Source organism: Pedobacter sp. AC402, assembly GCF_979252805.1.
Map to the genome: position 1 here is coordinate 286,645 of NZ_CEEDAI010000015.1, position 22,289 is coordinate 308,933.

22 protein-coding genes and 1 pseudogene are annotated in these 22,289 nt (G+C 39.2%); 22 read left to right on the forward strand and 1 reads right to left on the reverse strand.

What is annotated here, in order from left to right; genetic code table 11:
* The first annotated feature begins 68 nt into the window (after positions 1-68).
* The 8 genes from dgt to AC0IWE_RS24895 all read left to right on the forward strand — a co-directional run bounded on the left by dgt (position 69) and on the right by AC0IWE_RS24895 (position 13,120).
* Complete coding sequence (gene dgt, locus AC0IWE_RS24860) at positions 69-1,412, forward strand: dGTP triphosphohydrolase (protein WP_463497200.1); 1,344 nt, start codon at positions 69-71, stop codon at positions 1,410-1,412.
* Positions 1,413-1,665: 253 nt separating this feature from the next.
* A complete protein-coding gene (locus AC0IWE_RS24865) occupies positions 1,666-4,086 on the forward strand; it encodes a beta strand repeat-containing protein (protein WP_471795165.1) in 2,421 nt (806 codons plus the stop codon).
* A 6-nt stretch (positions 4,087-4,092) separates the two neighbouring features.
* Positions 4,093-4,596: a gliding motility-associated C-terminal domain-containing protein gene (locus AC0IWE_RS24870; protein WP_471795166.1), complete on the forward strand. Its 504-nt coding sequence runs from the start codon at positions 4,093-4,095 to the stop codon at positions 4,594-4,596.
* A gap of 13 nt (positions 4,597-4,609) precedes the next feature.
* The gene (locus AC0IWE_RS24875) at positions 4,610-5,488 is read left to right on the forward strand and encodes a PorP/SprF family type IX secretion system membrane protein (protein WP_471795167.1); all 879 of its coding nucleotides are present in this window, start codon (positions 4,610-4,612) and stop codon (positions 5,486-5,488) included.
* A gap of 674 nt (positions 5,489-6,162) precedes the next feature.
* Positions 6,163-8,163 carry a SusC/RagA family TonB-linked outer membrane protein gene (locus AC0IWE_RS24880; protein ID WP_471795168.1) on the forward strand — a complete coding sequence of 667 codons (2,001 nt, stop codon included), beginning with the start codon at positions 6,163-6,165 and terminating at the stop codon, positions 8,161-8,163.
* Between the two features lie 172 nt (positions 8,164-8,335).
* Positions 8,336-9,304, forward strand: a complete 969-nt coding sequence (locus AC0IWE_RS24885) for a hypothetical protein (protein ID WP_471795169.1) — start codon at positions 8,336-8,338, stop codon at positions 9,302-9,304.
* A 9-nt stretch (positions 9,305-9,313) separates the two neighbouring features.
* Positions 9,314-11,299 carry a RagB/SusD family nutrient uptake outer membrane protein gene (locus tag AC0IWE_RS24890; RefSeq protein ID WP_471795170.1) on the forward strand — a complete coding sequence of 662 codons (1,986 nt, stop codon included), beginning with the start codon at positions 9,314-9,316 and terminating at the stop codon, positions 11,297-11,299.
* A gap of 294 nt (positions 11,300-11,593) precedes the next feature.
* On the forward strand, positions 11,594-13,120 hold the full coding sequence (locus AC0IWE_RS24895; RefSeq protein WP_471795171.1) for an RICIN domain-containing protein: 1,527 nt from the start codon (positions 11,594-11,596) through the stop codon (positions 13,118-13,120).
* 318 nt (positions 13,121-13,438) lie between these two features.
* Here AC0IWE_RS24895 and AC0IWE_RS24900 read toward each other — a convergent pair whose 3' ends face one another.
* Positions 13,439-14,050, reverse strand: a complete 612-nt coding sequence (locus AC0IWE_RS24900) for a hypothetical protein (RefSeq protein ID WP_055910094.1) — start codon at positions 14,048-14,050, stop codon at positions 13,439-13,441.
* A gap of 170 nt (positions 14,051-14,220) precedes the next feature.
* On the opposite strand from AC0IWE_RS24900, the gene AC0IWE_RS24905 reads away from it, so the two are divergent.
* The 14 genes and pseudogenes from AC0IWE_RS24905 (at position 14,221) to rpmC (ending at position 22,278) form a co-directional block, all read left to right on the forward strand.
* A complete protein-coding gene (locus AC0IWE_RS24905; RefSeq protein ID WP_471795172.1) occupies positions 14,221-15,477 on the forward strand; it encodes an NAD(P)-binding domain-containing protein in 1,257 nt (418 codons plus the stop codon).
* An 8-nt stretch (positions 15,478-15,485) separates the two neighbouring features.
* A complete protein-coding gene (locus AC0IWE_RS24910) occupies positions 15,486-16,079 on the forward strand; it encodes a hypothetical protein (protein WP_471795173.1) in 594 nt (197 codons plus the stop codon).
* 169 nt (positions 16,080-16,248) lie between these two features.
* Positions 16,249-17,082, forward strand: a complete 834-nt coding sequence (locus tag AC0IWE_RS24915) for a sulfite exporter TauE/SafE family protein (protein WP_471795174.1) — start codon at positions 16,249-16,251, stop codon at positions 17,080-17,082.
* The gene (locus tag AC0IWE_RS24920; RefSeq protein WP_055910082.1) at positions 17,082-17,477 is read left to right on the forward strand and encodes a DUF1634 domain-containing protein; all 396 of its coding nucleotides are present in this window, start codon (positions 17,082-17,084) and stop codon (positions 17,475-17,477) included. The genes AC0IWE_RS24915 and AC0IWE_RS24920 overlap by 1 nt, the downstream gene beginning before the upstream one ends.
* Positions 17,478-17,649: 172 nt before the next feature.
* Positions 17,650-18,266 (forward strand): annotated as a pseudogene (rplC, locus tag AC0IWE_RS24925) (50S ribosomal protein L3).
* Between the two features lie 4 nt (positions 18,267-18,270).
* A complete protein-coding gene (gene rplD, locus AC0IWE_RS24930; protein ID WP_055910081.1) occupies positions 18,271-18,900 on the forward strand; it encodes a 50S ribosomal protein L4 in 630 nt (209 codons plus the stop codon).
* 1 nt (position 18,901) lies between these two features.
* A complete protein-coding gene (gene rplW, locus AC0IWE_RS24935; RefSeq protein ID WP_029278648.1) occupies positions 18,902-19,192 on the forward strand; it encodes a 50S ribosomal protein L23 in 291 nt (96 codons plus the stop codon).
* 20 nt (positions 19,193-19,212) lie between these two features.
* Positions 19,213-19,683 (forward strand): 50S ribosomal protein L2, encoded by a 471-nt coding sequence (gene rplB, locus AC0IWE_RS24940; RefSeq protein WP_471795175.1) that lies wholly within the window; start codon positions 19,213-19,215, stop codon positions 19,681-19,683.
* Entirely contained in the window at positions 19,673-20,038 is a 366-nt protein-coding gene (locus tag AC0IWE_RS24945) for a hypothetical protein (RefSeq protein ID WP_471795176.1), read from the forward strand. The genes rplB and AC0IWE_RS24945 overlap by 11 nt, the downstream gene beginning before the upstream one ends.
* Positions 20,038-20,304, forward strand: a complete 267-nt coding sequence (gene rpsS, locus AC0IWE_RS24950) for a 30S ribosomal protein S19 (protein ID WP_010599906.1) — start codon at positions 20,038-20,040, stop codon at positions 20,302-20,304. The genes AC0IWE_RS24945 and rpsS overlap by 1 nt, the downstream gene beginning before the upstream one ends.
* 7 nt (positions 20,305-20,311) lie before the next feature.
* Positions 20,312-20,674: a 50S ribosomal protein L22 gene (gene rplV, locus AC0IWE_RS24955; protein WP_029278650.1), complete on the forward strand. Its 363-nt coding sequence runs from the start codon at positions 20,312-20,314 to the stop codon at positions 20,672-20,674.
* Positions 20,675-20,683: 9 nt separating this feature from the next.
* Positions 20,684-21,529: a 30S ribosomal protein S3 gene (rpsC, locus tag AC0IWE_RS24960; RefSeq protein WP_029278651.1), complete on the forward strand. Its 846-nt coding sequence runs from the start codon at positions 20,684-20,686 to the stop codon at positions 21,527-21,529.
* A 40-nt stretch (positions 21,530-21,569) separates the two neighbouring features.
* Positions 21,570-21,992 (forward strand): 50S ribosomal protein L16, encoded by a 423-nt coding sequence (gene rplP, locus AC0IWE_RS24965; protein ID WP_010599903.1) that lies wholly within the window; start codon positions 21,570-21,572, stop codon positions 21,990-21,992.
* A 73-nt stretch (positions 21,993-22,065) separates the two neighbouring features.
* The gene (gene rpmC / locus AC0IWE_RS24970; protein ID WP_055910078.1) at positions 22,066-22,278 is read left to right on the forward strand and encodes a 50S ribosomal protein L29; all 213 of its coding nucleotides are present in this window, start codon (positions 22,066-22,068) and stop codon (positions 22,276-22,278) included.
* Positions 22,279-22,289: the final 11 nt, after the last annotated feature.

Sequence of the window (22,289 nt, forward strand, 5' to 3'; positions counted from 1 at the left end):
AAATTTTATGCTTAACCATTTTATCGTTTTGTTTAACTTGCGCCCAAATTTTAAAGGCGAACGGATAAATGGAATGGAAATATTTACTTTCTAATAAGCGGTACGGGCAGGAACAATATGGTGCAAGTACCGATCGGGCACGTTCTGATTTTCAGCGTGATTATGACCGGTTAATTTTTTCTTCTCCATTTAGAAGGTTGCAAAATAAAACCCAGGTTTTCCCATTGCCTGGGAGTGTGTTTGTGCATAACCGTTTAACGCATAGCCTGGAAGTGGCCAGTGTAGCCCGTTCTATGGCGAATATCTTTTTAAATAGTGTAGAGATTCACAATCCTGAACTGATTAAGGAAGTGCCATTAATTAACGAAGTAGGCAATATTGTGGCAGCTGCAGCCCTTGCTCATGATTTAGGAAATCCCGCTTTTGGCCATTCAGGAGAAGCCGCCATTTCAAGATATTTTACCGATGGTGATGGCCGTGTTTATCAGAAAGACATGAGTGATTCGCAATGGCATGATCTCATCAATTTTGAAGGGAACGCCAATGCGATCAGAATCCTTACGCATCCTTTAAAGGGAAAAGGAAATGATGCTTATGCACTAACTTATTCCACTTTGGCATCCATTGCAAAATATCCTTGTGCATCTATCGCCGGAAAACAAAAAGGATTGTTGCATCGTAAAAAATATGGTTTTTTTCAGTCGGAGGCCGATACCTTTAAACGAATTGCTACTGAATTGCATTTGGAGCAGGAAGAAAGCGAATACCTGATCTACAAACGTCATCCATTGGTTTATTTGGTTGAAGCTGCAGACGATATTTGTTACAGCATCATTGACCTGGAGGATGCGCACCGCTTAAAAATTCTTTCTTACGAAGAAGTAAAAAATTATCTGTTGCCTTTTGCAAACTCAGCGACTATCGAAAATCGCTTAAAAAATGATTATGAAGATGATGATGCAAAAATTGGTTTGTTACGGGCAAAGGCAATAAATACTTTAACAAATGCGTGTGCCGGTATATTTTTTAGAGAGCAGGAAAAGTTGTTAAATGGTGATTTAAATCAAAGTTTAACCGATTTATTACCCGAACCCTATATTACAGCCTGGAAAGAGGTAGAAAGAATCTCGGTAGAACGCATTTATAATTTCTCTTCTGTAATACAGAAAGAAGTAGCGGGGTATAAAATTATGGCTGGTTTATTAGAAGAGTTTGTACCCGCTTTAATTCACAACAATACCCATTACTATAAAAAATTGGTTAAACTAATTCCCAAACAGTACCATACAGATTTAACTGATGTTTATTCCATCACCCAAAGCGTGCTGGATTTTGTTTCAGGTATGACTGATTTATATGCAGTAGATTTATACCGCAACATTAAAGGAATATCTTTCCCCTCCGAAACATAGTAATCCTAGCTATAATAATTGATTAATTAATTTGTACTTAACATATAAAACAGTACATAATAATCTGTTCGTGTAAAATTATAAAATATAATTTTTTGTAACTATTTGATAGTAAATTAATTACTTTCAATAAAGTATTTTCGAAAAGGCCTTTGTGTAATGTAGCCATTATGGGATATACTAATTGGTAGATTTGAACGTTTGGCCGCTGATATTTACATCTCTGGTCAAATAAATAGATCTCATCCCGTTCATGAAAAAATTTCTACTGATTGCTTTGCTAAGTTTAGTTTTGGCAGTAGCTGTTAAGGCGCAGGCCCCACAGCAGTTTAATTATCAAGGTGCTGCCAGAAACGCTAACGGTACTCCGATAGCAAACAAAAACATTTCCCTTCGGATTAGCATATTAGATGCATCTTCAACCGGTACCACACAGTATTCGGAAGTAAGGAATCTAACTACGAATGCTTTGGGTTTATATGCTGTAGCCATCGGATCAGCAGGAGCAACCGCAGTTAGCGGTACAATTGCTGGCGTAACATGGGCTAGTGGATTAAAATTTATAAAAGTAGAAATTGATCCGGATAACGGGAGTAATTTTAATCTTGCCGGTACCGCCCAGTTATTAAGTGTTCCTTATGCACTTTATGCTGCCAACGGACCAATTGGCCCAAAAGGTGATCCAGGTGCAACAGGCCCGGCAGGGCCTGCCGGAGTTGCCGGAGCTGTAGGTCCGCAAGGTATAAAAGGTGATACTGGTGCAGCAGGAGCTACTGGCCCTGCTGGGGTTGCCGGGCCAGTAGGTTTACAAGGTCCTGCCGGGGTGCCTGGAGCAACAGGTGCGCAAGGCCCTACAGGTTTAACTGGCGCAACAGGTGCGCAGGGAGCAGTTGGCGCAACAGGCCCACAAGGAATTAAAGGCGATACTGGTGCGGCGGGAGCAAATGGCTTACAAGGTTTACAAGGAATACAAGGTGTTAAGGGTGATAAGGGCGACAAAGGTGATGTAGGTCCGGTTGGCCCTTCAACCGGTGTTGCCGGAGGTGATTTAAAAGGGAACTATCCAAACCCTACAATAGCCAATATTCAAGGTAAATTATTAAATGCAGCTACTCCTGTTAATAACCAGGTGCTTTTGTTTGATGGTTCAGCATGGAAACCAGTAACATTGGATGTAAATCAATTGGCGGGTGCTAAAGCTTTAACCTCAACAGATTTAAGTGTAAGTGCAAATGGCACATCGGCTTTATTAAAAGATGTGGTAATCGACATTAATGCGGGAGCAGTAAGTACAATAAAACTCGCTGATGCTGCTGTAACTACGCAGAAACTTGCCAATGGCGCAGTAACTTCAGTTAAAATAGGAAATAAAGAAGTTAAGAATATCAATATCGATGATGCTGCTGTTAATACACTTCAGCTTGCAGATGGATCGGTAACAACAGTAAAACTTGCCAATGGCGCAGTAACTTCAGTTAAAATAGGAAATAAAGAGGTTAAGAATATCAATATCGATGATGCTGCTGTTAATACACTTCAGCTTGCAGATGCTTCGGTAACCACACCAAAACTGGCTGATGCCTCAGTAAACCTTGCTAAATTAACTACTGATGGAGTGAGCGATGCCAATAAGGTTTACATTACCAACGCCACAACCGGTAAGCCTGAGCTGATTAGCAGAACACTTTTTGCCAATGCAAATGCCTGGGCATTAAGAGGAAATACTGGTAATATCGACCAGAACAATAACTTTTTAGGTAATACTGATGATATTGCCATTAACTTTTTGGTTAACGGGTTAAAATCTGGTCGTTTGGGTAATTCTTCTGAAACCAATTTATCTTTCGGTTATAAAACGCTTACCTCAAATGTATCTGGTTTTTACAACAGTGCATTTGGCCGCGAAGCTTTATCGGTAAACATTTCAGGTTACGAAAACAGTGCTTTTGGTTATTTGGTATTGCAGCGTAGCTTTAGTGGGATCAATAATAGTGGTTTTGGTTCGCAGGCATTAGCCATTAATACTGTAGGTTCTAATAATACCGCAATTGGTACGCATACACTTATGGCAAATGGAACAGGTGTGGCAAATACTGCCATAGGTAGTTTAGCCCTCGAAGCCAACAATGGCGACAACAATACCGCATTAGGTTATGCAGCAGGCTCAAAAAATAGTGGTACAGGTAACATTTTTATCGGAAATAATGCTGGTAGTAACAGTACCAATATAAATAACAGCCTTATTGTAGCCAATTCCAATACAGTTTATCCATTAATTGCAGGTAATTTTACAGCAAACGGAGGGGCGCTAACCATAAATGGCACTTTAGCTGCAAATTCTACTTCTTATGCCCCTGCAAATGTGAGCACCTTAAATGTAAATGGTTCAGTTGCGGCAAGCATTTTAACCTATACCACAGCGGGATCTTTAACGCTTGATGCCAGCCATTATACCGTTAGGATAAAAAATGCAGGAGCAGCAGTAACCGTAAATCTTCCGGCGGCCTCAACTTGCAAAGGGCGAATTTATATACTCATAAAAGCTTTATCCTCCGGAGATGTTAGCCTCAGTAACCCGGTTCTATTGAACGATGATTCGAGCCTGACAACCATTACGGGAAATAAAACTTACACTATCCAAAGTGATGGCTCGGCCTGGATTTCTTTAAACTAAAGTAAGATGAGAAGAATATTCTATCCGTTTATTTTCTTGCTGTTCGGTTTTTATAGCAATAGTTTAAAGGCACAGAGTTTACCTTATGTTTTAAATTCGGCCAGTGGTTATGGAAAAATCAATAATCAGCTGTATGATTTTAGTATTGGAGAAATGGCTGTTGTACAAACTTTTCAGTCTGCCAGTACCACATTGACACAGGGTTTTTTGCAACCTTTTCTGATTATGCAGACCGATGCAGATGTAGCTATTGTAAATAATATCCTTACACCAAATGGCGATGGTAAAAACGATTTTTTTATAGTTAAAGGTTTGGAAAAGTATCCGAACAATAAACTATCGATTTTTGATAGAGGGGGAAGGTTGCTTTATGCCACTACAAACTATCAGAATAACTGGGATGGATATTTTAATGGGAAACCATTGATGGAAGATACTTATTACTACATGCTTGATTTGGGTGCAGATGGATCTATTAAGGGGTTTATATCAATTTTATATAAAAAATAACAGGGTGAGGAAAATGAAATGTTATATAGCCGTACTGTTATTTATATTTAGTACATCGGCATATGCCCAGCTTAACCCAATGGGTAGCATCTATTATCAAAATCAGTTTTTAGCCAATCCGGCAATGGCAGGTTTAGAAAAAGGAATCAATTTAAATGCAGCCCTTAAAACGCAATGGGTTGGGGTAGATGGTGCACCTAAAATCCAGTACCTTACCGCCGATTACGGTTTAACCAATAATAAGGTTGGCTTGGGATTACTTTTTTATAATGAGGGGGCTGGAGCCATTAACCGAACAAGGGCAACCGTAACCTATGCCTATCACCTGCCTTTAAATAGTGGAACCAACTTTCTCGATTTTGGCCTATCGGCAGGTATTATGAACGAATGGGTGGATATTGGGAAGGCAAAAGGCGACCTGGATGATGATGTACTGAACACTTTTAATGATCGGAAATTGTATTTGGATGGCGATTTTGGCGTGGCTTACCGCACTGATAAACTAACTTTACAAGGCACATTACCTAACCTTAAGCGGTTTTTTAAAAGAGATGTGTTGAGAAATGTTGTAGACCGTTCGATTTACTTTTTTGCAGCAGGTTACAAATTTACTACCGATAAAGTAATCAGCAGCATTGAGCCAAAACTGGTGTACAGAGGAGTACAGAATTACGACGGGATTTTTGATGCTGGTATAAATCTTCAGTTTTTAGAAAACAAACTCATGTTTAACGGCATTTACCACAGCACCAATAGTTTTACCGGTGGTTTTGGCGCCAATTATAAAAACCAGTTTTCTCTTCTTTTTCAATATACCACCAATACCTCGAAAATGCAGAATTACAGCAATGGCGAATTTGAGGTGGGCCTAAAATATAGTATCAAAAAATAAAAGCTTTTTTAACAGGATTGAGTACAACAAATAATCTATTTTAGTTGTGCTTCAGATTATCTATTCGCTGTTTTTTTGTTGAAATGACTACCTTTTAACTGAAATCTCCATAAACAGGCCTTCGATTACAAAACGTTTCATGTTTTGCCTTGGTCAAGTTCTTTATATCGCATTAAGGATCATTCATTCCGTCTCCGCCGACAAATATGGTATTTATTACGTTAATAGATCAAAAAGCCCGATTTACCACCCCTTTTTTCCCAATTCCACCTCTTTTCTTCTGTATACAACGTATATTTTTACACCCTTCAGCTCGTTATGCCGAGAACCAATATTGGTTATTTATATCCAATTTTCTTCGCATTAACAAATGAAATTGATAAATGCATTATTTATCAAAATTTTAACCAATTATAAGCACTATTTGAGACGGAAGGCCTTATTTCCCCAAACTTTTTTGAAAAAAGGTCTGCACTATTAATAGTTGCGAAGTATATGCCATGTCCCTAATGTTTCAAAAACGATCCGCAGCCTGAATTTACATTTTCTTAAGTTTCACAATATCATTAATCATTTTATGACAAAACAACTATTATTTTTGATTCAGGAGCTGTATTGCACTGTTTGTATTTGCAATCTGTTCTATTGGTAGCACACATGCCCAGGATACAACTGTGCAGGGTATAATAAAGGATGCCGGAGGCCCACTGCCCGGCGTAAGTATATCAGTAAAAGGAACCAGTACTGCCACAGTATCCGGCAATGATGGTCGATATACCATCAAAGCATCATCTGCCTCCACATTGGTTTTTTCATCAGTTGGTTATGCTCCAAAAGAGGTTAAGTTAGGCGGCCTTACTGCACAGGCTGGTATTTATAAAATTGACATAAGCCTTACTGCCGCAAATAAAGATCTTGATGAGGTTGTTGTTGTTGGTTTTGGAAAGCAGAAAAAAGTTAACCTAACAGGTGCTGTGAGCAGCATTGATGCCAAAGCTTTTGAATCACGTCCTGTTGTAAACGCCACCCAGGCATTACAAGGTAAGGTAGCTGGTTTAAATATCACCCAAAATAATGGTTCGTTAGATGCAAGTCCTACAATAAACATGAGGGGTATTGGTACTATAAGTGGCAATTCATCAGCAAGTCCACTTATACTCATTGATGGGATGGAAGGGCAACTGAACGTACTTAATCCACAGGATATCGATAATATATCATTTCTTAAAGATGCTTCTGCATCATCTATATATGGTTCTCGTGCTGCTTTCGGAGTCATATTGGTAACTACAAAGCGAGGTAAATCTGGCCTAACGCAGGTTAATTACAACAACAACTTTCGTATTACAAGTCCTGTAAGCTTACCTCAACAGCTCGATTCTTATAATTTTGCATTATACTATAACGATGCGAGTATAAATGGTGGAAGCGGTGCACGCTTTAGCCCTGAATACCTGCAACGCATAAGAGATTACCAGGCCGGCATTTTAAAAAGCAGTATTGCGCCAAACCCAGGAAACGTTCCGTATTGGCAGGATGGTTATGATTCTGGGAATGATAATGTGGATTGGTACAAAGAAATTTATTCCAATCATGCATTCTCCCAGGAACACAATCTTAGCTTAAATGGAGGCAATGATAAAACCACTTATTACCTCTCAACAAACTACCTTGATCAAAAAGGGCTTTTAAAAATCGGTGAAGACCTTTATTCCCGCTATAGCCTTGCGGCAAAGATCAACACTAAGATTTCTGAGGCAGTTTCATTGAATTATAGTACGCGGTTTTTAAGAGAAGATTACCGCAGACCCAGTGATCTTGGTAACGGTCTATATGCAAATCTTGCACGTCAGGGATGGCCAACTTTGCCCTTGTATGATCCGAACGGATTCCTCTATAGCTCTCCTTCACCAGCCTTAGGCCTTAGGGACGGAGGGATAACCAAGAATCAGAAAGATTGGATGTACCAGCAGTTACAACTTGTGTTTGAACCGATTAAAGGATGGAGAACTTTCGCAGAGGTTAATTACCGCACAAGAAATGATTTTAACCATTATGATGTTCAAAAAACCTACAACCATGATGTAAATGGGAATGCTTATCTATACAACCGAAATTCTGCTGTTTTTGAAGAGGGATACCGCGAAAATTATTTCAACTCCAATATTTATTCTGAATTCTCAAAAACATTGGCTGAAAAACATAATTTCAAGGTGATGGGTGGTTTTCAAACAGAGATGACCAGGCTAAGGGGGCTAAATGTATCGAGACAGGGCATTATTGTGCCCGAACTTCCAACCATTAACACAACTTCCGGGGCCGATCCTGATGGTAAAATTCAGCCTCCTGTTGTTAACGGAGATTATCAGGCATACAGCATAGCTGGCTTTTTCGGTAGGTTAAATTACGATTATGATGGAAAATACCTTTTGGAAGCTAACCTAAGATACGATGCATCCTCAAGGTTTAGGGCCGATCAGCGGTGGACTTACTTTCCATCGGTATCTGTTGGATGGAACATTGCCAGGGAAGATTTTGTGAAAGATAACTTAGCCTTTATTGATGTATTTAAGTTTAGATCTTCATATGGAAGTTTAGGAAACCAAACAACAACCAAAAACGAGCTCACCAGATCCTTATCCAACTTATTTAACTTTACCTGTTGCTACGGGTAACGGTAACTGGCTGGTAAATGGTGCACAGCCTAATACTGCCAGCGCACCCGGGCTGATCAGTTCTACACTGACATGGGAAACCGTAAAAAGCCTTAACCTTGGGCTCGACTTCGCTTTTTTTAAAAACAGGCTTACCGGAAGTTTTGATTGGTATAACCGCAAAACTATCAATATGCTTGGGCCAGCAACAGAACTACCTGTGGTTTTGGGAACTGCTGTTCCGCCTACAAACAATACTGATTTAAAAACCGTAGGTTTTGAATTGGAGCTGGGATGGGCAGACAAGCTTAAAAATGGACTTGGATATAGTGCACGTTTACAGTTGAGTGATAATCAAACTACTGTTACCAGGTTTCCAAACCCTAGCGGCTCATTAAACACTTATATAGAAGGAAGAAAGCTTGGAGAAATTTGGGGGTATACCACTATAGGTATTGCAAAAACCCAGGCAGAAATGGATGCCCACTTGGCTACTTCTTCTAATGGCCAGAATTTTTTTGGTTCACAATGGGCAGCAGGGGATATTATGTATGCAGATTTTAATGGTGATGGCAAACTTGACCAGGGTAACAATACCCAGTCGGATAGTGGAGACAAACATGTGATCGGTAATTTTTCACCGAGATATAATTTTGGGCTGGATTTAAATGTGGATTATAAGGGCTTTGATTTAAGGGTATTTTTCCAGGGAGTGTTAAAAAGAGATTTTTACACACCTAGTGCCTACTTTTTTGGTGCTACGGATGTAATCTGGTTTTCAACCGGACTTAAAGAGCATTTGGATTATTTCCGTGCAGACCCTAACAATCCATTAGGCCAAAACCTTGATGCTTATTACGCCAGGCCAATATTTGGAACTTTAAAAAATCAGGCTGTTCAAACCCGGTATCTACAGGATGCATCTTATATCCGCTTAAAAAACCTGCAACTTGGCTACTCGCTTCCAGTGCCATTAGTGAAAAAATTAGGGTTGGAAAAGGTTAGGGTATATGCTTCCGGAGAAAACCTGTGGACGGCTACAAAGCTAACGAAGATTTTTGATCCTGAAACCATTGATTATCAGCCTGGAGATTCAAGATCCAACGGTAATGTTTATCCAATCACCAAGGCACTATCCTTCGGTCTAAGTGTCACTTTTTAATATAAGACGATGAAAAATTTTAACAAAATAAGCCAGCTTTGGGCTGGAGCAATACTTTTAGTGCTTGTTTCCGTTTCATGTAAGAAATACCTTGATCAGGAACCATTATCAACTATAAGTCCGGAAAAATACTTACAGGAAGAGTCGCAACTAGGTGCCTACGCAATAACACGTTATACCGATATCCTCCCTTCTCATACCAATTATTCATTCGGAACTTTTGGAATTGATGCCAATACAGATAACATGGCAACCACTTCTATGGACAATAGATATGCACCCGGGCTTTTCAAAGTTGGATCATCAGGAGGCGACTGGGATTTTAGCAACATTTATCAGTTAAACTATTTTCTTCAGGATGTGGTTCCCAAATGGAAAACCGGAAAAATAGGTGGTAGTGAAGATAAAATTAAACAATATATAGGAGAAGTTTACTTTTTAAGGGCCTATGTTTATTTCTCAAAACTGCAGGCATTAGGCGATTTTCCCATCATTAAAACCACTTTAAGTGATGATGCGGCAAAATTGAAAGAGGCAAGCAGAAGAATGCCAAGAACTGAGGTTGCCCGCTTTATACTTGCTGATCTTGATTCGGCAGCAATGTTGATGAACAATTCTGATGGATCTAAAAACCGCCTTTCTAAAAACTGTGCACTGTTGTTAAAATCAAGGGTTGGTCTATATGAAGGTACCTGGCTTAAATATTTTAAAGGCACCGCTTTTGTACCTAACGGACCAAGCTGGCCAGGCGCAAACAAGGCTTATAATGCAGGCTATCAGTTTAAAGCTGGAAGCATTGAAGCCGAATCACAGTTTTTTTTAAGTGAATCAATGTCTGCAGCTAAGGCAGTGGCAGATGCTGTTCAGTTGGTAACAAACACAGGGATTATTGAATCGGCCAATAATGAAAATCCGTATTTCAATATGTTTAGTAACGTAAATATGGCTGGGTACAGTGAAGTTTTGCTTTGGAGACAATATTCAGTAAATATAACCCATAACGTTCCTGTGTATGCGCAATTGGGCAATAATTCTGTAGGGTTAACCAGAAGTATGGTAGAAAGTTTCCTTATGGCAAACGGACTTCCAATTTATGCACCAGGTAGCGGCTACAAAGGTGATGATTACATTAAAGATGTAAGAGAAGGCAGGGATGGCCGTCTAAACCTTTTCTTAAAAGAACCAGGACAAAAAAATCAACTGGTAAACATCGGAGCAGGCAGTCATGGAACCACTATAGAGCCTATACCTGCTATAGATCAATCAAGCGCTGAAAAAAAATATTCAACAGGCTACACCATTAGAAAAGGCTTGAGTTATGATGGTGCCCAAACCAATAATGGGGGAGGTTATACCGGAAGTGTAACTTTTAGGGCTACCGAAGCGTATCTAAACTATATTGAAGCCGATTTTGAGCGAAACGGTGTATTGGATGCAGTTTCCGTTGGTTATTGGCAACAGATAAGAACCAGGGCAAAGGTTGATCCTGATTTTAATAAAACCATTGCTGCAACCAACATGAACCTTGAAAAAAAGGACTGGGGAGCTTACTCAAATGGTGTTTTGGTTAGTCCAACTCTTTATAACATCCGACGCGAAAGGCGCAATGAGCTTATGGCTGAAGGGTTAAGATTTATGGACCTTAAAAGATGGAGAGCTATGGATCAGATGATTTCTACGCCAGACCATATTGAAGGATTTAAATTATGGGGGCCGATGAAAGACTGGTACAAGCCGGCCCAGCTTGCTTCTGGTGCATCAAACCCTGGAGCAATCGTATCAGATCCGGCTTTAAGTTTATACCTCAGACCTTATGAGATTTATGGCAACAATGAATCTTACAAAGGCGTACGGTGGACGATGGCGCATTACTTAAATCCAATTGCTGCACAGCATTTCATTATTACTGCAGAAAATGGAGATTCTAATTCGGCTGTGATCTATCAAAACCCTGGCTGGCCCGTTAATGGCGGTGCTGCGGCTATCGGTTTTTAAATAAAGCTTAAAGATTGGAGAAGTGTGATCAGTATTATTCTTCTCCAATCTGTTAATAATAAATCGGTTAATTATTAAATTTTAATAAAATCTACACGAATATCTAAATAAAAAACCTTTTACATTATATTTTGATGTCTAGCCCGACAAATGAAATTAGAGGCATTTGCTTTCTAATATTGCATATATATATTATAGGAGATTTTCTAAACGGATGAGCTTGCTCACTGGATGCTAATCTCAACGCTTAAAAATACCTACATCTAACCATTTATATCAAGTTATTCTTAACCTATGAAAACATTAAAAATCTCATCAACGATGATTGCATTTTTGCTATTCATCTGTACGGTATTGAGTTGCCGAAAAACCCCTGATCAGGCTGAAGCCCAGCTCGAACAGTTCAAAACACAAAAAAACAATAAGCTTAGCGCAACAAATTTTACTGCCGACCCAAATGCCAGTTTCTACACCGGAGGAGATATGTACGACACAAATGGAAACATTGTACATGCAGTTGAAGGAGGAATAATCAAAGTTGGAAACCTTTATTATTTGTGGGGAATGGATAGATCGGATAACAACTATACCTTCAAAGGTGTAAATATTTACTCATCTGCAGATTTGAAAAACTGGACATTCGTAAATACCATTCTAAAAAACTCAACCCATGGCGATCTTGCTGCTGGTTCAGTTGTAGAGCGGCCGAAGTTATTGCACAATACCACAACAGGGCAGTTTGTATTATGGGTACATTACGAGGGTTGGGGAGCATATGGAACAGCAGAAGTAGGTTATGCAACCAGCAGCACCATAGGTGGTAACTACAATTGGCAGGGCCATTATCGCCCATTAGGCCTGGATAGCCGCGACATGAATGTTTATAAGGATACGGATGGAAAAGCATATATGATTAGCAGTGTAAGTGTAAACTCCCAGGTAGCAATTATGGAGCTTAACTCATCGTACACCGGCCATACACGTGTAGTATACCGCGGATCGGAAGTAAGCTGTGAAGGTCATGCCCTGTTTAAATCGGGCAATACTTATTTCCTGGTCGAATCCAAATGCTCTGGTTGGGATACAAATGATAACCATTATTATACTTCAACTTCACTGGCCGGCCCATGGACTTACCGTGGATTGATCGCTCCGAATGGTGCAAAAACTTATCAATCACAAATTACAAATGCTTTTCCTGTATCAGGCTCAGATCGAACAACATGGGTATATCTTGGCGACCGCTGGTCAACATGGGATATGGCTTCTACCAGGTTGGTCATTTTACCCTTTCAGCTTTCAGGAACTACGCTTAGCCTTCCCTGGTACGATCAATGGTCGGCAAATACGGCTACTGGCAACGTTACGGTTTCACCTGCAATACAATTTGATGGTCAAGTAAAGATTATTAACCGGAAATCTGGGAGGGCAATGGAAGTTGGCGATTGGTTGCAAAGCGATAATGCTTCAATAAAGCAATACGACTATCTGGGAGGCAATAACCAACGGTGGACAATAACCAATTTGGGTCGTGGAGAATTCAGGATTAGTAATGTGCATAGTGGAAAATCGCTCGAAGTACCTAATTCAACAAGAAATACAGGTACAAATGCCACCCAATATACCTGGAATAATGGTTTTAATCAGAAATGGCACATTATCCCTTGCAAGGGAGGTTACTTTAGATTTATAAACGTTAATACTTTAGGAAAAACACTGGGTATTAGAGATGCATCAACCGCTAATAGTGCTGATGTAGTTATCAATGAGTTTAGGTTTGAAGAAGATGCGCAATGGCAGATATTGCCTGCATCCAACTAACTTTCGATAACGAACAAAAGAATCAATTAAAAGCGCAGAATAGTTTTTTAGAATAGATAGCGATAAATCGTTGTTGCGAGGAGGAAACGGAGAAGCAAGCTTACAAATGTTGCCAATAGCTAACGTTTTGAGCTTGCTTCCTGCTTCGCAATAACGATCGCTCTATGAAATCTACCATCAATAGCCAGTTGAAAAGATAATATTTTAGGTTTTCCCCTGCTAAAATCTTTTATATTCAAAACGGGCAACACGTAATTAGTTAAAGCTTAATTATTCTGTTTGAACGACTCCCCGGCAGAAAAAATAGAATTTTTTCGCCTATCTTCCTCTGCCTTCATCCCATTTATTACGCTCATCTTGCAGTTCGCGTGCCAGTTTCATTTCTTTATCTTTAGCTTTTACCTTGTGCGCCTGAAACTCATCGGCTACCTCTTGGTAAAGGGCTGTTCTGTATTTAGCTTCGTGCCTAAACTTACCCGATTGGAAAATTACAAATGCTAAACCTATCCCTAGTATAATGATAATGGCCCAAACAATTGTGTTGTAGGTACCCTTATCAAAAGATATTCCTAAAAATTTAATTTCATTAACAGCGGCATTGGCATTGGCCAACGAACTTTCTTTGCCATTTACCTCACCTTTTAAGGTCGAAATGTTACCAGCCTGAGATTTAATTTCCTGCCTGGCCTCTTGTAACTGTTTGCGTTCTTTCCTTAATGTATCGTTAACACTTTTCCATAAGGATGATAATCTTGACGGATTGATCAGCCTTGCGCCATACAAACTTTTAGATTTTTTTAACATGAACTGATACTGTCCGTTTAAAGATGGATCAGTATTTTTAGTTGTGTCGGGCAAAGCTTGTCCAAACGCAACGTTTAAAAATAGCATAGCGCCTAAAAACAATAGGGTGTGTTTAATTTTCTGCATAGTTAAATATAGGTGTTAGAATGTAAAACTACATTTTTATCCATTTCCCGGTTAATAAATTTTGTTTAAGGTTTAGGAAAAGTGTAAAACCGTTTGCTGTTTAACATTCTAAATAACAATTTTATCACAGTTTTATTATAAATTTATTTGCGATAGGTTACATTTGTTCCATGCAAATAGGAATTATTGGTTTAGGCGATATGGGCAAATTGTACGCACTATCGTTTGTAAACGCTGGTTACAAGGTATGTGGAGCAGATATGCCTTTACGTTTTACCGAGCTAAAAAATGAATTAGTACCAAAAGGAATCGAGGTTTTAATTGATGGCCATGAGGTTGCCCGCAAATCAGACTTTATTATCTATTGCGTTGAAGCTGAAAAAATTGATGAGGTAGTAGCCGTATTTGCACGATCTACTAAATATGGTGCAATAGTAGCCGGACAAACATCTGTTAAGCATCCTGAAATTGCAGCTTTCGAAAAACATTTGCCAGAAGATACCCAGATTGTAACCTGCCATTCTTTGCACGGTCCGGCATTTAGTCCGGAGGGTCAAACCCTTGTTGTAGTGCGTCACCGTGCTACCGATGCCGTTTACGCCAAAGCTTTGGAAATATATAAATCTTTAAAATCGAACATTATTGAAATGGACGATTACAGGGAGCACGACCGCATTGTGGCCGATACTCAGGCGGTTACGCACATGGGTTTCGAAAGTATGGGTTCTGCATGGAAAAACGCAGGTTTTTTCCCTTGGGACAATCCTGCCTATGCAGGTGGAATAGATAATGTTAAAATTTTGACCACATTAAGGATTTTCAGCTACAAATCGCACATTTATGCAGGTTTGGCTATTTTAAATCCTTATGCGCAAAAACAGGTAAAATATTACGCACAAGCAGAATCAGAACTGTTTAAATTGATGATCTGTGAAAATGAGGCCGAGTTTAGAGAAAAGATTTATGCCGCCCGCGATTTTGTTTTCCATGAAAGTCGTGCCCTTTTGCTGCTAGACGATAATATCATGAAAGAATTCAGCCTGTCAGATGCAAGCCATAAACAAAAACCCAATTCACATTTAAGTTTGTTGAGTATGGTATATGCCTGGTATAAAATGGGGGTAAATCCTTATGATAACCTGATCTGCCAAACACCTCCATTTAAATTGAGATTGGGCATTGCCGAGTATCTTTTCAAAAATGAAGAAATGCTGGAAGAATCGATAAAAACTGCATTATATGATAAATCTATCCGTGGGGATGATTTGGAATTTCATACAGCAGTACACGAATGGGCATCAATTATTGGCTATGGCGATTTAAAAGGTTATAAAGAACATTTCGAAGCTGCCAAATCATTTTTTGCCAACCGTTTAAATGATGGACGGGATTTAAGTGCGGAAATGATTAAAAGGCTGGGCAAGTAAATTCGAATATGAAAACCATTTTGAATAAACCAGAACTGGTTTCGCTATTGCAGCAACAAATAATAGATATCGAATTACTTTGTGGTGAATATGATCTGGGAAATGAAGCCGTTATTTCTTCAATAGCTGAAAAGATTATTATGATTTTTCATAACTCCGATCAAACAAAAGCATTGGTGAATCAGCTTAAATTAACCCATCTTGATATGTATTGCAGTTCTGAGATTTACAACTCCAAAAGCCTCACCAATTTTATCGGATTGTTAAAATTGGCACATCAAGCAGGGGAGGGCTGGAGATATTCTTCTAAATTAGACCCTGGAGAATTAAAAAGGGTATCCCAAGAAAACTGGTGGAATAATAAAAAGGTAATCATCGATTCAGATGAAATAGCATTTACAAGGGCTAAAATAATTAAATCGGTGGCCAGTTCCAGTCCATTGTTGCTTAATACGTCGGGCTGGAATATAAAAGATGCTGAAGGTAACAAATCAACTATTAACCCAATACCCGAAACAGTGAGGCAAATCGCTTTCGAATTGCTGGAAAGTTTTAAGGGTGTTGATTTAGATAAAGAGAGTAAACTTTATTATAAGTCATAGTTAATGATTGAATTTTGAATGAGCAGGTGCTTTATTCACTCATTCATAACTCCATCATGCTCTCATTCAATAATTGCTTCAAAATTCTATTTACCCATATAACATATAGACTTTATTTTATTCCCTTAATCCTTCGTTTACCCAAAAACAGTGCATTATATTTGCCCGCATGTCGGTATTGCTGTTTACCATTATCGTTTTATCAGGTGCTTTTTTAGCCGGTTTACTGGGCTCTTTAACAGGTTTGGGTGGCGGGGTAATAATTATACCCCTGCTTACTCTGGCTTTAGGCGTCGATATTCATTATGCCATTGGTGCATCCATTGTTTCCGTTATTGCAACATCTTCAGGTTCTGCGGCAGCCTATGTAAAAGAAGGGATTACGAATATCCGGATTGGCATGTTTTTAGAAATTGCAACCACAATAGGAGCAGTTTGCGGTGCAATTGTAGCCGTTTACTTAAACGCCAACTATATCGCAATTCTTTTTGGCTGTATACTGATTTTTTCGGCCATCATGACTTTGAAGAAAAAAGTAGACCATACCACATTGGACAATACCGATAAATGGGCCAAATTTTTTAAGTTAAACGGATCTTATCCTGATAAAGGAATTGATCACCCATACGCAGTTAAACATGTTCCCGGAGGGTTTATGATGATGCTTTTTGCAGGAACATTATCGGGTTTGCTTGGTATTGGGAGCGGGGCGCTAAAGGTAATCGCGATGGATAACATTATGCGTTTGCCCTTTAAAGTATCAACCACTACCAGTAATTTTATGATGGGTGTAACAGCAGCGGCCAGCGCGGTTGTTTATTTACACCGCGGTCAGATTGATCCTGGAATTGCCATGCCCGTATGTATTGGTGTACTAACAGGGGCTACCGTTGGCTCAAAAATTCTGTTAAAAGCTAAAACCGATAAACTTAAAATTGTATTTGCGGTAGTAGTTGCTTTTTTAGCGCTGCAAATGATCTATAAAGGAATAAGCGGATTATAATGAATACTACTGAAAAGGAAAAGATGAACGATAAAGATATTCAGGTTATTCTGGGTACGCTTTTGCGGGCAGGTGTAATTATCTCAATGAGTATTGTATTAATTGGTGGCGCAATCTTTCTGATCCATAAAAATGGCGCTATTACCGACTATAAAGTTTTTAAACCCGAGCTAAGCAAATTTTCTTCCATAATAGCCATATTTAAAGGAGTAGCTACTTTTCAAGGCGATGCAATTGTTCAGTTTGGGATCCTAATGCTTATTTTTACGCCGATTGCACGCATTGTTTTTGCTATTTTTAGCTTTTTAATTGAGCGCGATTACCTATATGTACTCATTGGATTTATCATTTTAGCGATCATAACTATCAGTTTAAATGGCGGTTTAGCACATTAACATCTCTTTTTTAGTTAAATCCCATCATATCAGCAATTTATTTGAAAAAATATTTGGCTAACTATTTGAAAATTAATATTTCTTGCCTATCTTTGCCGTCCCTTTCGGGGGATGTACAACCACCTTGAACGAAGCCCTACTGCTTCGATGGGTGTTAAAAAGAAAAGATAAAATGTCAGGAATTATTGGAAAAAAAGTAGGAATGACCAGTATCTTTGATGCCGAAGGAAGAAACATTCCTTGTACGGTAATCGAGGCTGGGCCTTGTGTAGTTACACAAGTAAAGACCGAAGAAAAAGACGGGTATTCATCAATCCAACTGGGTTACGATGAGAAAAAAGAGAAAAACACAACTCAACCGTTAAAAGGCCATTTCGCGAAAGCAAACACAACTCCGAAACGCAAGCTGGTAGAATTCGATTCGTTTACAACTTCACTTAATTTAGGTGATGTAGTAACGGTTGATTCTTTCGCAGAAGGCGATTTTGTTGATGTTGTAGGTACCTCAAAAGGTAAAGGTTTTCAAGGTGTTGTAAAACGCCACGGATTTGCCGGTGTTGGTATGCAGACTCACGGTCAGCATAACCGTTTACGTGCCCAGGTTCATTGGGAGCATCATCATTCCCTTCACGTGTATTCAAAGGAATGCGCATGGCTGGAAGAACAGGTGGAGACAGGGTAAAAGTTCAGAACTTACAGGTTTTGAAAGTTTATGCTGAGCAAAACTTATTAGTAGTTAGTGGTTCCATTCCAGGAGCTAAAGGTTCTTACGTAATCTTAGACAAGTAATCAGATGGAAGTTAAAGTATTAAACATTTCAGGTAAAGAAACAGGTGCCAAGGTGCAACTTCCTGAATCGGTATTTGGTATCGAGCCTAACGACCACGCGATTTATTTAGATGTAAAACAGTATTTGGCTAACCAACGTCAGGGTACTCACAAATCTAAACAACGTAATGAGATTGCTGGTTCAACTCGCAAACTATACAAACAAAAAGGTACAGGTGGTGCCCGTGCTGGTAGCATTAAATCTCCGTTATTTAACGGTGGTGGTCGTGTTTTCGGTCCTCAGCCACGTGATTACAGTTTTAAATTGAACAAGAAATTAAAATCATTAGCACGTAAATCTGCTTTAGCTTATAAAGCAAAAGATAACAACGTGGTAGTTTTAGAAGATTTCAACTTCGATACAATTAAAACTAAAAACTATACAAGTTTATTGGCTGCGTTAAACGTGGGTACTCAAAAAACTTTGTTGGTTTTACCTGCACAAAATAATAATATCTATTTATCAAGCAGAAACGTTCAGAAAACTAAAGTGATTGCTGCAGCAGATTTGAATACATATGATGTATTAAATGCTGGTGTACTTGTGTTAACTGCTGATTCTGTTAAAACTTTGGAGGAGGCATTTGCCAAATAATATGGAAATTTTAAAAAAACCAATATTAACCGAAAAAGCTTCAGCTTTAACCGAGAAATCTAACCGTTTCACGTTTAGCGTTAACCATAAGGCTAACAAAATCCAGATTAAACAAGCAATTGAAAAATTGTACGGTGTAACCATCGTTGCAGTTAACACAATGGTTGTTGATGGAAAAGCTAAATCTCGTTACACTAAAGCAGGTTTTGTTTCAGGCCGTAGCCCGAAATACAAAAAAGCAATCGTAACGTTAAAAGACGGCGAAACAATAGATTATTACGCAACCCTTTAATTTAATAATTCATTATAACTATGGGCTTAAGAAAATTTAAACCAGTTACTCCAGGTACCCGCTTCAGAGTTGGTGCTAGTTTTACGGAGATTACAGCAACCAAGCCCGAAAAATCATTGGTTGTATCATCAAAAAAGTCTGGTGGACGTAACAACACAGGAAAAATGACTATGCGCTACATGGGCGGTGGTCACAAAAAATCATATCGTTTAATCGACTTCAAACGCGATAAATTCGATATTCCTGCAACAGTAGCTACTGTTGAATACGATCCAAACCGTACTGCCCGCATCGCATTATTACATTATGCAGATGGCGAGAAGCGTTATATCATCGCTCCTGAAGGATTGCAAGTTGGTTCGGTATTATTATCGGGCGATAAAGCAGCACCAGAAGTAGGTAACACTTTAAAATTATCGAACATTCCATTAGGTTCTATCATCCACAACGTGGAGATTCACCCTGGAAAAGAGAGCACAATTGGCTCGTAGTGCAGGTGCTTATGCACAATTAGCTGCCCGCGATGGTAAATATGCTACTTTGAAAATGCCTTCAGGCGAAACCCGTTTAATCTTGACTACTTGTCTTGCTACTATCGGTGCAGTATCTAACTCAGATCACGCAAACGAAGTATTAGGTAAAGCAGGTCGTAAACGTTGGTTGGGCCGTCGTCCGAGAACTAGACCGGTAGCGATGAACCCTGTCGATCACCCAATGGGTGGTGGTGAAGGTAGATCATCAGGTGGTCACCCACGTTCAAGAAATGGTGTTTTAGCTAAAGGCTTCAAAACCAGAGAACTTAAAAAATATTCTAATCGTTACATCATAGAGAGAAGGAAGAAATAATGGCTCGTTCGATAAAAAAAGGACCTTATATTGACCATAACGTAGAGAAAAAAGTAAACTCTATGAATGATTCAGGCAAAAAGTCTGTAATCAAAACTTGGTCTCGCAGATCAATGATATCACCAGATTTCGTGAATCATACATTTGCAGTACACAACGGAAATAAATTTATCCCTGTGTACGTAACAGAAAACATGGTTGGTCACAAGTTGGGAGAATTTGCTCCAACCAGAACATTCAGAGGACACGCTGAAAAGAAAAAATAATTAGACAATGGAAGCAATAGCAAAATTAAACAATTGTCCAACCTCACCGCGTAAGATGCGTTTGGTTGTAGATCTTATCAGAGGTGAACGTGTAGAAAAAGCATTAAGCATTTTAAAGTTTACCAATAAAGAAGCAGCAATAAGAGTTGAGAAATTATTATTATCTGCTATCAAAAACTGGGAATCTAAAAATGAAGGTGCCCGCCCTGAAGAAAACCAACTTTTTGTAAAAACAGTTATGGTTGATGGTGGCCGTCAGTTGAAACGCTTACGTCCAGCTCCTCAAGGCCGTGGATATAGAATTCGTAAACGTTCTAACCACGTAACGCTGATTGTAGATAGTAAAAGTACAGAAACAACTCAAAACTAATTTTAGGAAATGGGACAAAAAGCAAATCCAATAGGTAACAGGTTAGGTATCATCAAAGGATGGGATTCTAACTGGTTCGGTGGCAACAACTACTCCGATAAATTAGTTGAAGATGAGAAAATAAGAAAATACCTTTCTGCCCGTATCGCTAAAGGCGGTGTTGCAAAAGTAGTTATTGAGCGTACGTTAAAACGTATCACAGTAACTATCCACACAGCTCGTCCGGGTATCGTAATCGGTAAAGCAGGTGCTGAGGTTGATAAAATCAAAGAAGAGTTAAAGAAATTGACTAAAAAGGAAATTCAAATTAACATCTTCGAAATTAAACGCCCAGAACTTGATGCACAATTAGTTGCAGAAGGTGTTGCAAAACAATTAGAAGCAAGGATCTCATTCCGTAGAGCAATGAAATCTTCTATCGCATCAACCATGCGTATGGGTGCTGAAGGTATCAAAATCATGACTTCTGGTCGTTTAGGTGGTGCTGAGATGGCACGTACTGAGCAGTACAAAGAAGGAAGAGTGCCTTTGCATACATTCCGTGCTGATATCGACTACGCTTTAGCTGAAGCCTTAACTACTTATGGTAAAATAGGTGTTAAAGTTTGGATATGTAAAGGTGAGGTTTATGGAAAACGTGATTTGTCTCCAAACATTGGTGCAACAAACAACGGTCCAAAAGGCGCATCAGATAAACCAGCTTTCGGTGGAAGAGATAACCGTGGTGGTGGAAGAGATAACCGTGGCGGTGGTAACGACAGACGTGGTGGAAACCAAGGCGGCGGTCGTGGTCCGGGCCAAGGTGGTGCAAACAGAGGTGGTGGCGCAGGCGCTAACAGAGGTCCTCGTAAATAATTGATTTATTAACATCGTTTAACGATTAGAACAAAATAAAATGTTACAGCCAAAAAGAACGAAGTTCAGGAAGATGCAAAAAGGCAGAATGAAGGGTTTAGCTTCTCGTGGAGCTGAGTTAGCATTCGGATCTTTCGGTATCAAATCTCTAGAAGCTACTTGGATCACAAGTCGTCAGATAGAGGCTGCCCGTATTGCCGTAACTCGTTTCATGAAACGTGAAGGCCAAGTATGGATCAGGATCTTCCCGGACAAACCGGTAACTAAAAAACCTGCTGAGGTACGTATGGGTAAAGGTAAAGGTGCTCCTGAATATTGGGTAGCAGTTGTAAGACCAGGACGCGTAATTTTCGAAGCTGAAGGTGTGCCTTTAGAAGTTGCTAAAGAAGCATTGCGTTTAGCAGCTCAGAAATTACCGATCCAAACCAAATTCGTAGTACGTAGAGATTACGTAGAAGCATAGTAAAGTGTTGAGGTGAATGTTGTAAATACTTGTTTATTATAACCGCTACACTCAACGTAAAAGAAAAAGAAAAATGAAAAATTCAGAAATCACAGGGCTTTCAAAAGAAGAATTAGTAGCTAAGATTGCGGAAGAAAAAGAGAACTTATCAAAATTGAAGTTCGCTCATACTATTTCAGCTATCGAAAATCCTTCGCGCATTGCAAAAGTAAGGAAAGACATAGCCCGTTTAAACACTGAGTTGACAAAAGTGAAAAACACTGAGTCAGCTACTGAAACTAATTAATTTGAGAGTCG